This window comes from Sagittula sp. S175 (assembly GCF_049800975.1).
Taxonomy (GTDB): domain Bacteria; phylum Pseudomonadota; class Alphaproteobacteria; order Rhodobacterales; family Rhodobacteraceae; genus Sagittula.
In genome coordinates this window covers 87,170-102,037 of record NZ_JBNAGB010000014.1, presented here as the reverse complement: position 1 = coordinate 102,037, position 14,868 = coordinate 87,170, and the positions used below count along the sequence as shown (strand labels likewise).

Sequence of the window (14,868 nt, the reverse complement as noted above, 5' to 3'; positions counted from 1 at the left end):
TTTGCAGGGAAGACCAAGCAGCTTCAAAAATTTCCGAACAATGTCCTACTTCGACAACATCCGCACCTTTGTTCGTGTCTACGAATTGGGCAGCATGTCCGCAGCAGGGCGGGATCTGCGCATCTCGTCGGCGGTCACCTCCTCGCGGATTTCGCAGCTGGAGGACCATCTCGGTGTTCGGTTGTTCCAGCGCACGACGCGCAGCCTGACGCCCACAGAGCATGGCAAGTCGTTTTACCGGGGCGCGACGGAGATCCTCGAGGCGGTGGACAGTGCCGAGGCGCAGATCATCAATGTCACCGAGAACCTGAAGGGGTCCCTGTATGTCGCCGCGCCTCTTGGCGTCGGGCGGCGACTGATCGCGCCACAGGTGCCGCCATTTCTGGCAGAGTATCCGGACGTCAGCGTCCGTCTGCGTCTGTCCGACCGCAAGGTCGACTTGACGACCGAGGGGCTGGACCTGGCCTTTTTCCTTGGCCAACCGGAAGACAGCAATTTGCGGATGCGCAAGATTGCGGACGTCGATCGCGTCTTGTGTGCATCACCCGATTACATAGCGCGGCGTGGCAAGCCTGCGGACGGCGATGCGCTGATCTCTGAAAAGCACGACTGCCTGAACCTGCGCTTTCCCGGCGCGGCAGAGTTCCAGTGGCGTTTGATGACGGAGGACGGCCCGCGCCGTTTTGCCGTGAAGGGACGGTTCGAGTGCGATGACGGCGATGTTCTGACGGACTGGGCCTTGGCGGGCCAGGGCGTGGTGCTGAAGCCGGTGTTCGAGGTGTCGGAACACCTGCGCTCCGGTGCCTTGGTTCCGGTGGCCGAGGCGACGCCGCCCGAGCCGATCCAGATGGCCTGCCTGTTCACGCATCGCCGCAGGCAAGACCCGAAGTCACGCATTTTCATGGAGTTCGTCATAGACCGGATCGCGGGCACGTTCCGGCCGGACGCGCCGGTTCAGCTGCCGCGATAGGTAGAATAGCCGAAGGGCGACAGCAGCAGCGGCACATGGTAGTGCGACGCCTCGGACATGCCGAAGCGGATCGGGATCACACTCAGAAAGCGCGGAGTTTCCGGCGGAGTGCCTGTGGCGTCAAGATAGGCACCGGCGTGGAACACCAGTTCGTAGTCGCCAGTCGCGAACTCGGTTGCCGGCAGGATTTGTTCATCGGTGCGACCATCGTCATTGGTCGTCAGGGTCTTGAGATGTGTGCGTGTTTCGCCGTCGATGCGGAACAGCTCGATCTTCAGGCCCTGGGCCGGGCAGCCGCGCGCGGTGTCCAGAACATGGGTCGTGAGGTATCCGGTCATTTGCGCTCTCCGATGCTGGGTCATGTCATTTAGCTGTGCCCCGGCTTTGTTGACAAAGCCACAGTTGGTACAGGTGCTTATTGCTTTTTTTGAAAATACTCGCGCATTTTCTGGTTTACCAAGCTGCCAAAACGGAGTGCCGATAAATGCAGCGATACCCACGAGACATGGCCGGATATGGACCTGACCTGCCGCAGGCAAACTGGCCGGGTGGGGCAAAGATCGCCGTGCAGATCGTGCTGAACTACGAAGAAGGCGGAGAGAACAACGTGCTGCATGGCGATGCGGCGTCGGAGGCCTTCCTGTCCGAGATAACCGGAGCGCAGCCTTGGCCGGGGCAACGGCATTGGAACATGGAGACGATCTATGAATACGGCAGCCGTGCCGGTTTCTGGCGTGTCCATGCGCTGCTGAAGGACACGCCCGTTACGGTTTACGGCGTGGCAACCGCCCTCGCCCGCGCACCGCGCCAGGTGAAGGCGATGAAGGAAGCCGGGTGGGAGATCGCGTCGCATGGCCTGAAGTGGGTGGAGCACAAGGACATGCCGCCCGAGAAAGAGCGCGCCCAGATCCGCGAGGCGATCCGGTTGCACACCGAGGTCGTGGGGGAACCGCCGCGCGGCTGGTACACGGGCCGGTGTTCCATGAACACGGTCGAACTGGCGGCCACCGAGGGCGATTTCGCCTATATTGCCGACAGCTATGCCGATGATCTGCCGTATTGGGTTCAGGCGGGCGGCAAGGACCAACTGATCGTGCCCTACACGATGGATTGCAACGACATGCGCTTTGCCATTCAGGCCGGGTTCACCGATGGCGCGCAGTTCGAAGGATATCTGAAAGACAGCTTTGACATGCTCTATGCCGAGGGTGCGGCAGGCGCGCCCAAGATGCTGTCTATTGGCCTGCACTGCCGGTTGGTGGGCCGCCCCGGTCGCGCGATGGCGCTGAAACGGGCGTTGGACCACATGCGCGCTCATGACGGAGTCTGGTTTGCCACCCGCGCGCAGATTGCCGACCATTGGACACGCGAAAATCCACCCGCGACGGGTCTTCGTCCCTCGCAGATGGATCGCGAGACTTTCGTGGCGGAATTCGGCGGCATCTTTGAACACAGCCCCTGGATCGCGGAAGGCGCGTATGACCGGGAATTGGGGACGCATCACGACGACGCCATCGGGCTGCACAATGCCTTGGCGCGCGTGTTCCGGTCCGCCAGCGAACAGCAGCGTCTGGGCGTTCTGACCGCGCACCCCGACCTGGCCGGAAAGCTGGCCGCCGCGGGCCGGTTGACCGCCGAGAGCACCGCCGAACAGGCCGGGGCCGGTCTGGACATGCTGACCGACGACGAGCGCGAGACTTTCACACGCTTGAATACCGAATACACGGAGCGCTTTGGCTTTCCGTTCATCATCGCGGTGCGGGACAATACGAAGGCCACGATCCTCGCGGCCTTTGAACGGCGGCTGCGCAATGACCGTATCACGGAATTTGCCGAGGCCTGCCGACAGGTCGAACGCATCGCGGAACTGCGCCTGATCGAAAAGCTCGGACGCTGAGATAAATGCACCGCAGGAGGAGGCGGCGCGCAACGCATCACAGGGAGGGAAACAACAATGGCTGATGCATCCATCGGAACACCGGAGCAACTCCGCGATCCGAATTATACCCCGCCGCTGATCAAGGCGGTCCCCTTGGGGATCCAGCACGTGCTGGCGATGTTCGTCTCGAACGTCACGCCCGCCATCATCGTCTGCGGCGCGGCGGGTTTCGGGTTCGGGTCCAATTCGCCCGATTTTCCGCAGATGATCTACATGATCCAGATGTCGATGTTCTTTGCAGGCATCGCGACGCTGTTTCAGACCATCGGCTTCGGTCCGGTGGGCGCGCGTCTGCCGATCGTGCAGGGGACGTCTTTTGCCTTCATCCCGATCATGATCCCTCTCGTCGCTGGTAAGGGCGTCGATGCGGTTGCGGTTCTGATGGGCGGTATCCTCGTCGGTGGCCTGTTCCATGCGACGCTGGGCCTGTTCATCGGCAAGCTGCGTTTTGCGCTGCCGCCGCTGGTCACCGGCCTTGTGGTGACGATGATCGGCCTCGCGCTGGTCAAGGTCGGCATCCAATACGCGGCGGGCGGTGTTCCGGCCATCGGGACCCCGGCCTACGGCTCGGGTGTCAACTGGCTGATGGCGGGGACGGTGATCGTCGTGACGCTGGGCCTGAAGTTCTACGCACGCGGCATGCTGTCGGTCTCGGCGGTGCTGGTCGGGCTGCTTGCAGGCTATGCCCTGGCCTTTGCCCTGGGCGAAGTGAACCTTGCCAACGTCGGGCGCGCCGCACCCTTTGCCCTGCCGAACCCGCTGCACTTCGGGCTGGAGTTCTCGACCGCTGCCATCATTGGTTTCTGCCTGATGGGTGTGGTGTCTGCGGTGGAAACCGTGGGTGACGTGTCGGGCATCACCAAGGGCGGCGCAGGCCGTGAAGCCACCGACAAGGAGATCCAGGGAGCAACTTTCGCCGATGGTCTGGGGACCGCGATTTCCGGCCTGTTCGGCGCGCTGCCCAACACGTCGTTCAGCCAGAACGTCGGGCTGATCGCCATGACCGGCGTCATGAGCCGTCATGTGGTGACCATCGGCGGCATTTTCCTGATCCTTTGCGGGCTGATGCCCAAGGTTGGGGCCATCATTTCGTCCGTGCCGATCGAAGTTCTGGGCGGCGGCGTCATCGTCATGTTCGGCATGGTGGTCGCGGCCGGCATCTCGATGCTGTCGGACGTGGCCTGGAACCGTCGCAACATGGTGATCTTTGCCATCGCGCTGTCATTGGGTCTGGGCCTCCAGCTGGAACCCGATGCGCTGCAATATCTGCCCTCGACGCTGAAGGTGCTGGCCACCTCTGGTATCCTGCCCGCCGCGGTCATCGCCATCGTGTTGAACCTGATCCTGCCGGAGGAACTGGCGGATGAGGCCACCGAGGAGGTCTCGGGCGGCATGGCGGGTCACGGGGCGGGCAGCCTGCCGGGCGAGTGATCCTGCTTCTTGCGACACCGACAGGGGCGGCGTGTTCCGGCACGCCGCCCTTTGCTATTGCGAGGACAAAGGAAAAGGCGGCCTGCGAGGGCCGCCTTTGAACGTAGTGTCTGAGGGCTTTACCGACCGAACGGCCGCAGCGGCATGTGGCGGTTCACGTCCTTGTACAGAAGGTAGCGGAACGGCCCCGGTCCGCCTGCATAGCAGGCTTGCGGGCAGAACGCGCGCAGCCACATGAAATCGCCCGCCTCGACCTCGACCCAGTCATCGTTCAGCTTGTAGACCGCCTTGCCCTCAAGAACGTACAGCCCGTGTTCCATGACGTGGGTTTCGAGGAAAGGGATCACCCCGCCCGGCTGGAAGGTCACGATGGTCACATGCATGTCATGCCGCAGGTCATTCGGGTCGACAAAGCGTGTCGTGGCCCATGCGCCGTTGGTGTCGGGCATGACGTTCGGCGCGATGTCCTGTTCATTCAGGATCAGCACCTCCGGCGCGTCGAGGCCCAGGGCGGGCTGGTAGGCCTTTCGGATCCAGTGAAAGCGCAAGGTATCGGGGCCGGGGTTTCGCAGGGTCCAGCCGCTGGAGGGCGGCAGGTAGGCGTAGCCGCCGGGTGTCAGGGTATGGGTCTGACCATTGACGGTCAGTCCGGCGGTGCCTTCCGTGAGGAACAGCACGCCCTGCGCTTCGGGGTCGCTTTCGGGCGCATCAGAACCGCCGCCCGGCTGCACCTCCATGATGTACTGGCTGAAGGTCTCCGCAAAGCCGGACAGCGGGCGCGCGATGACCCAGAGGCGTGTCCCTTCCCACCCCGGCAGGAAGCTGGTGACGATGTCACGCATCACGCCGCGCGGGATGACGGCGTAGGCCTCGGTAAAGATCGCACGGCCAGTCAGCAGCTGGTCCTGGCCGGGATGACCGCCGTGGGGGGCGTAGTAGGTCGGTGACATGAGGCCTCCTGTGCAGGCATGTGCCGCGACTATGGCGCCGAGGGATTGTTTGGGAAACCCCCGGGAAACGGTGAGCAGTTCAAGGCTGCATTTGACAATCGGGTGCGGGCCGGACTCTTGAAAAGAGTCCGGGGCGATTTCTTTCAAAGAAATCGCGACCCGGCGGTCAGCGTGCCTTCAATTCCAGCCGTCGCGCGTGCAGCACCGGCTCGGTATAGCCCGACGGCTGCTCGCGGCCCTCGAACACGAGGTCGCAGGCGGCCTTGTAGGCGATGCCGTCGAAATCCGGAGCCATGGGACGATAGGCCGGATCGGACTTGTTCTGACGGTCCACCACCTCGGCCATCTGCTGCATGATCTGGCTGACCTCCTGCCGGTCCACGACGCCGTGATGCAGCCAGTTGGCGATGTGCTGCGCGGAAATCCGGCAGGTGGCGCGGTCCTCCATCAGGCCGACATCGTTGATGTCCGGCACCTTGGAACATCCCACCCCCTGATCGATCCAGCGCACCACATAGCCGAGGATGCCCTGCGCGTTGTTCTCGACCTCGCGGCGGATTTGCGCAGGGGTCCACTTGCGGTAGGCCGCCAGCGGGATGTCCAGCAGCGCGTCGACATAAGCGCGGCGTCCGCCCTTGGCCAAGGCGGCCTGCACCGCCAGCACGTCGACCTTGTGGTAATGCGTGGCGTGCAGGGTCGCGGCGGTGGGCGACGGCACCCATGCACAGGTGGCCCCGGCGCGCGGATGTTCGATCTTCTGCTCCAGCATGGCGGCCATCTTGTCGGGGATCGCCCACATGCCCTTGCCGATCTGCGCCTTGCCCGACAGGCCGCATTCGAGGCCGATATCGACGTTCTGGTTTTCGTAAGCCGTGATCCACGACTTGCGCTTGATGAAGTCCTTGCGCGAGAACGGCCCCGCCTCCATCGAGGTGTGGATTTCATCGCCCGTGCGGTCGAGGAAGCCGGTGTTGATGAAGCACACGCGATGCTGCGCAGCGCGGATGCATTCCTTGAGGTTGACCGAGGTTCGGCGCTCCTCGTCCATGATGCCGAGTTTCACGGTGTATTGGGGCAGGCCCAGCACTTTTTCGACGTGGGTAAAGATCGCGTCGGAGAACGCCACTTCCTCCGGGCCGTGCATCTTGGGTTTGACCACGTAGACCGAACCCTTGACCGAGTTGCGGTTGCCGTCCGTCTTTTTCAGGTCGTGCAGGGCGATCAGGACGGTGAACATGGCGTCCATCAGCCCTTCGAAAATTTCGGCCCCGTCGCGGTCGAGGATCGCCGGGTTGGTCATGAGGTGGCCGACATTGCGCACCAGCAGCAGCGCGCGGCCCTTCAGCGCCAGCGGTTTGCCATTGGGCGCGACGAAATTGCGGTCAGCGTTCAGGCGGCGGGTCATCTGACGGCCGCCCTTTTCGAAGGTGTCGGTCAGGTCGCCCTTCATCAGGCCCAGCCAGTTGCGATAGGCGTGGGTCTTGTCCTCAGCATCGACGCAGGCAACGGAATCCTCGCAATCGATGATCGCCGACACCGCCGATTCCAGCACCACGTCCGCAAGGCCGGAGGCCGAGACGCGCCCGATCGGGTGGTTGCCGTCGAACACCAGTTCCACGTGCAAGCCGTTGTTGCGCAAGAGGATCGCGTCAGGCACGTCCGCCCTACCCCGGTAGCCGACAAAGGCGCGCGGGTCGCGCAGGCCCGCGCCGTCGACCTCCAGCACGCCGTCCACCACGCGGTAGCGCCGCGCGGTGGCATGGCTGGTCTGGACCAGCGGGAACACCTCGTCGAGGAAGACCGCCGCGCGGGCCACGACGCGCGCGCCGCGCCCGTCGTCAAAGGCACCGGACGGCACCGGCCCCATGGCGTCGGTGCCATAAAGGCAGTCGTAGAAGCTGCCCCAGCGGGCGTTGGCGGCGTTCAGCACGAAACGCGCGTTGGTCACGGGAACCACCAGCTGCGGGCCGGGGACGCTGGCGATCTCGGGGTCGACATTGGTGGTCTGGATGGTGAAATCCCCGCCCTCGGCAACGATGTAGCCGATCTCTTCCAGAAATGCCTTGTAGGCCTCGCGGTCATGCGGCGCGTCGCGATGCGCGCGGTGCCAGTCGTCGATCTGACCCTGAATGGTGGCGCGCTTGTCCAGCAGGGCGCGGTTCTTTGGGCCAAAGTCATGGACCAGCGCCGACAGACCTTGCCAGAGGTCATCTGCCGCGATCCCGGTCCCCGGAAGCACCTCCGCCTCGATGAAATGTGCAAGACCCGCCGCCACCTGAAGTCCGGCACGATCCTCACGGGTATTGTCAAAGGGCGTCTGGGGCATGGGTCTCTCCTGTCCGGTCACATGGCTGGGTCAGGCCCGGTATGCCGATGTGCACAATTCCGTTTGACCCTCCATATCAGAATGCAGCCGCAACAGGCATGCGGAATTGCCCTGCCATTCCAAGGCAATTCCAAGAAGGCGCTTTCGGATTTTCAGGAAGATCCGGAGAATAGCCTCAGTTCAGGCGGACGGGAAGGCTGAGCGGGCCGCGGAACCCGAAGCCCTTGAACTTCACCGCTGAGGGATCGGGCAGTTCCATGTTCGGGAAGCGTTCGAACAGCATCGGCAAAAGGATTTTGCCCACCATCAGCCGGGACAGGTGAGTGCCCATGCAGTGATGTGGCCCGCTGCCAAAGCTCTGATGGACGTTCTTTTCCCGGAAGACGTTGAAAAGGTCACCCCGGTCGAACCTGTCCTCATCGTGGTTGGCCGAGGCCTGAATGGTCATGACCACTTCGCCCTTGGGGATGGTGATGCCGCGAATCTCCGTGTCTTCGGTTGCCAGCCGGGACGAGGCTTGGATCGGCGCGACCCAACGCACGCCCTCCTCGAAGGCGGCGGACCAATCGCCGGTGCGCTTGACCTCCTCGAACTGGTCGGGGTTGGTGAGCAACCCGTAGATGATCGTCAGCAGTGCGTCCCGTGGTTCGTTGATGCCGCCGCCAATGGCGATCTTGATGTTGGCGACGATCTGGCTCCAGGCGATCGGGTCCTCGGCGTTTATCATGACCGACAGCGCGGATTGGTCCGGCTCGGCCTTCAGCCGCGCCACGTTACCCTCGATGCAGCGGTTCATCACGACGTTGGCCTGAGCCACCCGTTCAAAGGGTTCGTCGAACCACCCGAAGTTGCCCGCGCCATCAATCAATGCCTGCGACCAGTGTTGCATCTCGTCATCGGTGGCGTCGGGAATCCCCAGCACCTCGGCCAGGATACGCGAGGCCAGCGGCCCGGCCAGAAGCGGGAAGAGGTCCACCACCTCGTCGCGAGGCAGGCGATCGAGATAAGCCTTTGCATGCGCCTCGTATGACGGTGCCCAGATGGTTTTCAGGTTCCGCGCGGAAAAGGTCGGCATCATGGCCATGCGCTCGCGCATGTGTTCCTCGCCGTCCTTGCGCATCAGGGTATGCGCCTCGAAGGCCTTCTCCATCGGCGTCGACGGGTCGTTAGAACTGAACAGAACCGGATTGTCCTTTGCGGCGCGGCAGTCGTCGGCCTTTGTCAGAAGCGTGCGCTTCACCGACTCCACCCGCGTGACGGGGGCCTCGGCGCGCAGGCGCTTGTAGATCGGGTATGGATCCCAGGTCAGCTGGTCGATCGTGATGTCTGTGTCTACCGGTGCCAAAGGCATGTTGTTTCTCTCCCCTTGTCCGCACCCTGCCCTCCCTGGCTTTGCGTGGGCGCGGTCCTTGTCTGTCCGGCCGCCTTACTCAGGTGCCGGCCGTCGAAATCCACTGTAGTTTTGCAGCAAACGCGCCAATTCGCGCGCATCTTTCTCGGTCATCCCGTGACGATGGTAATCATCCTGACCGAAGAACTTTTCGCGGTGAGCGGAGGTAAAGGCCTCGCCGTCCTCGGTCAGGAACAACCGTACGGAGCGCCGGTCATCGTCAGGAATGACCCTGCGAATACGGCCCTGATCCTCGATCCGGCGGATCATCTTCGTCATTTGGGCAGGCTTGATCCCGAGCGTTTCGGCCACCAGCCCCTGCCGCACACCGGGATTGCGCCGGATCACCCAGAGAACCGAGAACTCTCCGGGTCTGAGATCGCTTTCCGCGAAGGCCGCGTAGAACCGTTCGTAGCTGCGCAGCTGCGAGATGCGCAGGAGGAAACCGATGGATTTCTCCAACTCTCCCAACGACAACACTTCGTCTGTTTCAGCCAATGCTTCGCTCACGCGCCCCTCCCAAGGCCATGGTCAGGCCGACGATAGGCAGAAACAGTTTCCTCGTAAAGTATTTACCTGTGAAGAGTTTTGCGTCAGATCTCGATGACATCTATTTCCGTTGGAGCCGGATCAGCGGAATGCAGAACACGGCAATCCAGCTTCATGAGACGGCGGATCGTCGGCGGCATGGTCTCCAGAGCGCGGCGTCCGTTCTCCGCTGTTATCTGCAGATCGGGACGGGTCAGATAAACCAGAGGGTGCGCGATACGCTCGACCTGCGGCATCAGCAAGGCGAGGCTGCCGGTGGGCCGGTCATCAAGAGGTATCAACAGGCAGGATCCGTCTCCGAAGAGGTCATGCCCCTCGACCCCAAGCCACGACACGCGCGGCAGGACATGCAGCGATTGCAAGCTTGCCTCGGCCCGTCCCAGCAAGGCCGCAGGATTGCGCGACACGCGAGAGACCACGCCGCCCGACGTCGCCTTGCGGCGCAGGCGATCATCGCAAAACACCGGAACTCCGGCGGGCAACCGTGCAAGGTTGCACAGCCGGTCTTCTTCTGGTCCGGTCACGACAGCAGCGGTCAGATGGATCGGCGAAACCTCGATGGAGGCCAACAGATCCCAAGGGCTGAGCAAGCCGATCGGCGTGAGACCGCGTCCCCTTGTCGGGATCATCGAGGGACCAACACCGCTGTCCACAAGCACAAGGCCCTTCCGCGGATGTGCAATCAGGAGGTAACGGCTACGGCGGCGACTGTCCTCACGGTCGGACGGGCGCGGGCCCATCGGAAGCCGCGTGCTGGTTGCCGCGATCACACGCAATTCGGCCGTGCTGCCGACACGGGTTCCGCCCGTGATGATCTGATGCTCCACGGTTCAAGCTCCGCTCTGATTCTGCCTCGGAGGCCCATCAGAACCGCAAGCGTCGGGCGGTTTCAATCCTTGCCATGCCGCCACAGAAAGACGTTCCGGGAGCATGGCAAATCGGCAAGGTTCGGGATCAGTCGGCGCCTGCCATCCGTTGCGCTTCGAGGGCGCTGCGCCAGGCGGATGCCGCTGGGCGGCGGTCCTGGCCGTACCCGTCCAGCAGGCGGTTCAGGCGGCTGTCCTCGGGAAGGACAAGAGCAAGGACGTAGCGCAAAAGCAGTGCCGAACATCCCGCGAAAGCGATCAGGATAATGGTGAAGTCTACCGGCATGAGTTCCTCCGGGTCTGTCTGTCAGAGTGCATTTCGCCCAAAGGGTGCGTGGCAAATCTGGCGCTCCCGTGACAAAACATGCTTTATCGTGTGCTAATAATTGGAAATTCCGCCCCTTTGGCTGCCCTATTTCCGGCGTCTTGCGCACGGACGGTTTCAGGGTCACCATCCGCGTGAACCTCGTGGGAGCCAGCATGCAGATCGGAAACATTGCGATGTGGTCGGGTCCGCGCAACCTGTCCACAGCCATGATGTACAGCTTTGGCGCGCGGGCCGATTGCGCAGTGTGGGACGAACCGTTCTACGCGGCCTACCTGAGAATGACGGGCCTCGACCATCCCATGCGCGAGGAGATCATCGCCGCAGGTGAAACCGACCCGGCCCGCGTCGCGCGGCTGTGTGGCGGGGCGGCGGACAAGCCTTTGTTCTACCAGAAGCACATGACCCACCACATGATCCCCGGCGTGCCGCGGGACTGGTTTACGCAGGTGCGTCACGTCTTCCTGATCCGTCACCCCTCACGTGTGCTGGCGAGTTACGACCAGAAACGCGAACGGGCGACGCTGGAGGACATCGGTTTTGTCCAGCAGGTCGAGATCTTTGCGCAGGTCAAGGCCATGGGGTTGCCAGTGACGGTGGTGGACAGTGCCGATATCCGCCGTGCGCCTGAGGTGATGCTGCGGGCCCTGTGCGCGCGGCTGGGGATTGATTTTGACCCGGCCATGCTGTCCTGGCCTGCCGGAGGCCATCCCGGTGACGGGGTCTGGGCTGCCCACTGGTACGATGCCGTGCACCGGTCCACCGGGTTTGCCGGAGCTGAGGGGCCATTGCCCGACCTGCCCCCGGCCTTGCAGGCGATCCACGATGCCGCCCTGCCCTGCTACAAAGAGATGCGCGCGGAGGCGCTGACCGCATGATCGACCTGACTTCGGGCCAAACAACGCATGACAGCGAACACGACCCGCGCAACGATCACATCCTGATCCACGTCAACGGGCGGTTGGTGCCAAAGGATCAGGCCGTCGTATCGGTCTACGACTCCGGCTTTCTGCTGGGGGACGGTATGTGGGAGGGCATGCGGCTGTACAACGGCGAATGGGCGTTCTTCGATGCCCACATGGATCGGCTGTTTGGCTCATGCAAGGCGGTCGACCTCGACATCGGGAAGACACGCGAAGAGATCCGCGCCCTTCTGGACGAAACCGCAGCGGCAAACGGCATGACCGGTGATGCGCACTGCCGCCTGATGGTCACGCGCGGACGCAAGGCGAAGCCTTTCCAGCACCCCTCGCTGTCGCGCTGGGGGCCAACCATCGTCGCCATCGTGGAGCACTCTGTCCCCGCGACGGGCCTGTCGCGGGGCATCCATCTTGCCAGCGTGCCGCAGGTGCGCGGGCTGCCCCATGCACAGGACCCGAAGTTCAACAGCCACTCAAAACTCAACTGCGTGATTGCCTGCCTTCAGGCGGAGGCAGCGGGTGCGGACGAAGGATTGATGCTGGACCCGAATGGCTTTGTGAACACGACGAATGCCTGCAACTTCTTCATCGTGCGTCGGGGCGAGGTTTGGACCTCGACCGGAGATTACTGCATGAACGGCGTCACGCGGGCCAATGTCATTGCGCTGTGCCGCGAAGAGGGCATCCCCATCTTTCAGAAGAACTTCTCGCTTTACGAGGCTTACAGCGCCGACGAGGCCTTTCTGACCGGCACCTTCGGCGCGCAGACACGCGTGGCAAGCATCGACGGCAAGACCATCGGCAGCGGAGACAGTCCCGTGACCGCCCGCATCCGCGCGCTGTACAAGGATCTGGTACAGCGCACGGTCTCAGCGCAAAAGACCGCCCGTCAGCGCGGCAGCCTGTAGGCGACGACCTGATCCGAGACCTCGGGTTTCAGGATCGTATTCCCGCCCGAGACGAAAACCACGTATTGCGCGCCCTCGTGTTCGAACACTGCCGGGTTGGCCACAACGGGAGCCTCAAGCAGGTCGGACCACAAGACCTTGCCGCTGGCGGCGTCAATGGCGCGCACGCGGTCGTCCATCGACGCGCCGATGAACAGAAGGCCGGATGCCGTCAGCGCTGGTCCACCGATGTTCGGCGTGCCCCAGCCTTCGGGCATGTAGAAGCCCCATTGCTGCACCGCGCCAAAGGGGGTTTCCCACATCTTTTCACCGGTGTTCAAATCGTAGGCGTTCAGCGTCCCGAAAGGCGGTTTCCAGCAGGGAATGCCCAGCGTGGGTGTCACGAAGTTGGTCAGCTCGAACCCGTAGGGCGCACCCTGTTGCGGGTAGAAGCCGCTTTCGTTCCCGGCCCCGCCTGCGACCTGTTCGTATTCCTCGCGCGGCAGAAGTTCGAGGATCTGCACAACGCGCGAGGTGTTTACGTAATAGAGCCCGGTTTCCGGGTTCACCGCCCCGCCGCCCCACTGCATGCCGCCCGCCGTGCCGGGATAGATCAGCGCCCCGGATTCCGAGGGCGGGGTATAGAGGCCCTTGTATTCAAGCTGCGCCGCTTTGCGCGAGCAATACCCAAAGGACAGGATGTCCGCCAGCGGCCAGACGCCGGGCCATTCGGTCGAACTGTTCGGCGGCTCCGGCGTGGTGACGAAGGGTTGGGTCGGCGCAGCCTGCTCGCCCTGGGCTGTGGAGGCGGGGACCGGGCGCTCTTCCCAATCAAAGATCGGCTCGCCGGTTTCGCGATTCAGGACGTAGAGCATCCCTTGCTTCGAGGTCTGCACCAGTGCGGGCACCTGTTCGCCGTTCACCGTCAGATCGACAAGCGTCGGTGCCGCATTGGTATCGTAGTCCCAGATGTCGTGGTGAACCAGTTGGCGCGACCAGAGGATATTGCCGGTCTCGGTATCAACCGCCGTGACCGAAGTTGCCATGGGAATGTCCTCGGTCCGATTGCCACCCCAGTAGTTCGGCGAAGGCGAGGACACCGGCAGGTAGAGGATGCCGCGTTCTTCGTCGACGGTCATCGCGGTCCAGACGTTGGAGGTGCCGGTCCTTGCCCGGATCTCTTCGGGGATGAACTCCACTGTCCAGTCAAGCTCGCCCGTGCGGGCGTCGACGGCGAAGACCGTGCCGGGAGGCGCTTCGGCAAATTCCCAGTCCTTGCCAGCCCAACCGATGAACAGCTTGTCCTTGTAGGCGGTGGGCGGTTGCAGCAGCGACAGGGGCCAGCGATCGTTGGTGGTGTTCCATTGGTTGACGTCCAGCTGGCCGTTGTCGGCGAAGGCGGCGCAGGGTTCGCCGCTCTCCGCATCCACCGCGAACAGGCGCGCATCCATGGTGCCGATGTAAACCGCCTTGTCACAGGCCTGACCTGTCGGTTCTTCGGCTTCCCAATAGGTCACGCCACGGTTCTTCAGGCCCGGCTGTGTCAGGGCCTCAAGGGTCGACTTCGTATCGAACGTCCATTTCTGCTCTCCCGTCGCGGGATCGAGCGCGAGGATACGGTAGAAGGGCGTCCCGAGGTACAGCGTGTCGTTTGCGTAGATGGGTGTCGCAGACCAGATGGTCTTTGGCAGGTCGCCATCACCAAGGGACAGGTCGCCGGTGTGGATTTCCCACGCGCGCTCCAACTGGTCGACGTTATCCGGCGTGATCTGGGTCAGGGGCGAAAACTTCTGGCTGGCGAGATTGCCGTGAAAGCCTGTCCAGTCGGCGTCCTGTGCCATGGCAGACAGCGGCAGAACCGTCGTCAGGGCGAGTGTGCGGATGAAAGTCACGGGAAACCTCACAGGAAGAAGGAAATGACAAAGGCAAAGGCGGCCACCACGAGGAGGGCCAGCACGAGCCAGGCATGCAGGAACCATGCAGCGAGCATCGTGCCCAACAGCCCAAGACCGATGAGGACGTAGAAGACTTTCTGCGCCCAGGCGGGCAGATTCCTTGCGATCAGTAGCAGACCGGCGCCCGCAAGCGCAAAAGTGCCGAAGACCGCAAGCCCTGCGCCGGGCGTGCCAGCGATGCCGACGTCGGCGACGAAGTTATATATGGCGATACACAGAGCCAGGGCGGCGGCCGCCGTGAACGCCACCAAACCCGGAGAGCGGGATAAAGTCATGGCAAATCCTTTGATTTTTCAAAGGAAAACGCCTGTCGTATGGGAAAGGTTCCCACCCGACGGGCGTCGATTGCCGAGGTTCGGG

General features: G+C 63.1%; 14 protein-coding genes. 5 read left to right on the top strand and 9 right to left on the bottom strand.

Annotated features, from left to right (window positions below; all coding sequences use genetic code 11):
* The first annotated feature begins 40 nt into the window (after nt 1–40).
* Nucleotides 41–970 carry a LysR family transcriptional regulator gene (locus ACP16H_RS17150; protein WP_425073475.1) on the top strand — a complete coding sequence of 310 codons (930 nt, stop codon included), beginning with the start codon at nt 41–43 and terminating at the stop codon, nt 968–970.
* Here the strand turns inward: ACP16H_RS17150 and uraH are convergent.
* The gene (gene uraH / locus ACP16H_RS17145; protein ID WP_425073474.1) at nt 955–1,308 is read right to left on the bottom strand and encodes a hydroxyisourate hydrolase; all 354 of its coding nucleotides are present in this window, start codon (nt 1,306–1,308) and stop codon (nt 955–957) included. The genes ACP16H_RS17150 and uraH overlap by 16 nt on opposite strands.
* A gap of 146 nt (nt 1,309–1,454) precedes the next feature.
* Here uraH and puuE point away from each other — a divergent pair, with 146 nt between their 5' ends.
* Together puuE and ACP16H_RS17135 are read left to right on the top strand one after the other, a co-directional pair.
* A complete protein-coding gene (gene puuE / locus ACP16H_RS17140; RefSeq protein ID WP_425073473.1) occupies nt 1,455–2,867 on the top strand; it encodes an allantoinase PuuE in 1,413 nt (470 codons plus the stop codon).
* 57 nt (nt 2,868–2,924) lie between these two features.
* Nucleotides 2,925–4,340 carry a uracil-xanthine permease family protein gene (locus ACP16H_RS17135; RefSeq protein ID WP_425073472.1) on the top strand — a complete coding sequence of 472 codons (1,416 nt, stop codon included), beginning with the start codon at nt 2,925–2,927 and terminating at the stop codon, nt 4,338–4,340.
* A 119-nt stretch (nt 4,341–4,459) separates the two neighbouring features.
* Here ACP16H_RS17135 and ACP16H_RS17130 read toward each other — a convergent pair whose 3' ends face one another.
* From ACP16H_RS17130 to ACP16H_RS17105, 6 genes are all read right to left on the bottom strand, one after another.
* Entirely contained in the window at nt 4,460–5,290 is an 831-nt protein-coding gene (locus ACP16H_RS17130; RefSeq protein ID WP_425073471.1) for a bifunctional allantoicase/(S)-ureidoglycine aminohydrolase, read from the bottom strand.
* A gap of 166 nt (nt 5,291–5,456) precedes the next feature.
* Nucleotides 5,457–7,616: a malate synthase G gene (locus tag ACP16H_RS17125; protein WP_425073470.1), complete on the bottom strand. Its 2,160-nt coding sequence runs from the start codon at nt 7,614–7,616 to the stop codon at nt 5,457–5,459.
* 175 nt (nt 7,617–7,791) lie between these two features.
* Nucleotides 7,792–8,967 (bottom strand): cytochrome P450, encoded by a 1,176-nt coding sequence (locus tag ACP16H_RS17120; RefSeq protein ID WP_425073469.1) that lies wholly within the window; start codon nt 8,965–8,967, stop codon nt 7,792–7,794.
* Nucleotides 8,968–9,042: 75 nt separating this feature from the next.
* On the bottom strand, nt 9,043–9,516 hold the full coding sequence (locus ACP16H_RS17115) for a MarR family winged helix-turn-helix transcriptional regulator (RefSeq protein ID WP_425073468.1): 474 nt from the start codon (nt 9,514–9,516) through the stop codon (nt 9,043–9,045).
* Between the two features lie 83 nt (nt 9,517–9,599).
* Nucleotides 9,600–10,382, bottom strand: a complete 783-nt coding sequence (locus tag ACP16H_RS17110) for a hypothetical protein (RefSeq protein ID WP_425073467.1) — start codon at nt 10,380–10,382, stop codon at nt 9,600–9,602.
* Between the two features lie 127 nt (nt 10,383–10,509).
* Nucleotides 10,510–10,707 carry a hypothetical protein gene (locus ACP16H_RS17105; RefSeq protein ID WP_425073466.1) on the bottom strand — a complete coding sequence of 66 codons (198 nt, stop codon included), beginning with the start codon at nt 10,705–10,707 and terminating at the stop codon, nt 10,510–10,512.
* 194 nt (nt 10,708–10,901) lie between these two features.
* Here ACP16H_RS17105 and ACP16H_RS17100 point away from each other — a divergent pair, with 194 nt between their 5' ends.
* Nucleotides 10,902–11,624 (top strand): HAD family hydrolase, encoded by a 723-nt coding sequence (locus ACP16H_RS17100; RefSeq protein ID WP_425073465.1) that lies wholly within the window; start codon nt 10,902–10,904, stop codon nt 11,622–11,624.
* A complete protein-coding gene (locus ACP16H_RS17095) occupies nt 11,621–12,574 on the top strand; it encodes an aminotransferase class IV (RefSeq protein ID WP_425073464.1) in 954 nt (317 codons plus the stop codon). The genes ACP16H_RS17100 and ACP16H_RS17095 overlap by 4 nt, the downstream gene beginning before the upstream one ends.
* On the opposite strand, the gene ACP16H_RS17090 is transcribed toward ACP16H_RS17095, so the two are convergent.
* Nucleotides 12,556–14,445 (bottom strand): pyrroloquinoline quinone-dependent dehydrogenase, encoded by a 1,890-nt coding sequence (locus ACP16H_RS17090; protein ID WP_425073463.1) that lies wholly within the window; start codon nt 14,443–14,445, stop codon nt 12,556–12,558. The genes ACP16H_RS17095 and ACP16H_RS17090 overlap by 19 nt on opposite strands.
* A gap of 8 nt (nt 14,446–14,453) precedes the next feature.
* Nucleotides 14,454–14,783, bottom strand: a complete 330-nt coding sequence (locus ACP16H_RS17085; protein ID WP_425073462.1) for a hypothetical protein — start codon at nt 14,781–14,783, stop codon at nt 14,454–14,456.
* Nucleotides 14,784–14,868 lie beyond the last annotated feature (85 nt).

Excerpts from the sequence above, each read along its gene's own strand:
- ACP16H_RS17150 (WP_425073475.1), top strand. The coding sequence starts at position 41 with ATGTCCTACTTCGACAACATCCGCACCTTTGTTCGTGTCTACGAATTG.
- uraH (WP_425073474.1), bottom strand. The coding sequence starts at position 1,308 with ATGACCGGATACCTCACGACCCATGTTCTGGACACCGCGCGCGGCTGC.
- puuE (WP_425073473.1), top strand. The coding sequence starts at position 1,455 with ATGCAGCGATACCCACGAGACATGGCCGGATATGGACCTGACCTGCCG.
- ACP16H_RS17135 (WP_425073472.1), top strand. The coding sequence starts at position 2,925 with ATGGCTGATGCATCCATCGGAACACCGGAGCAACTCCGCGATCCGAAT.
- ACP16H_RS17130 (WP_425073471.1), bottom strand. The coding sequence starts at position 5,290 with ATGTCACCGACCTACTACGCCCCCCACGGCGGTCATCCCGGCCAGGAC.
- ACP16H_RS17125 (WP_425073470.1), bottom strand. The coding sequence starts at position 7,616 with ATGCCCCAGACGCCCTTTGACAATACCCGTGAGGATCGTGCCGGACTT.
- ACP16H_RS17120 (WP_425073469.1), bottom strand. The coding sequence starts at position 8,967 with ATGCCTTTGGCACCGGTAGACACAGACATCACGATCGACCAGCTGACC.
- ACP16H_RS17105 (WP_425073466.1), bottom strand. The coding sequence starts at position 10,707 with ATGCCGGTAGACTTCACCATTATCCTGATCGCTTTCGCGGGATGTTCG.
- ACP16H_RS17100 (WP_425073465.1), top strand. The coding sequence starts at position 10,902 with ATGCAGATCGGAAACATTGCGATGTGGTCGGGTCCGCGCAACCTGTCC.
- ACP16H_RS17095 (WP_425073464.1), top strand. The coding sequence starts at position 11,621 with ATGATCGACCTGACTTCGGGCCAAACAACGCATGACAGCGAACACGAC.
- ACP16H_RS17085 (WP_425073462.1), bottom strand. The coding sequence starts at position 14,783 with ATGACTTTATCCCGCTCTCCGGGTTTGGTGGCGTTCACGGCGGCCGCC.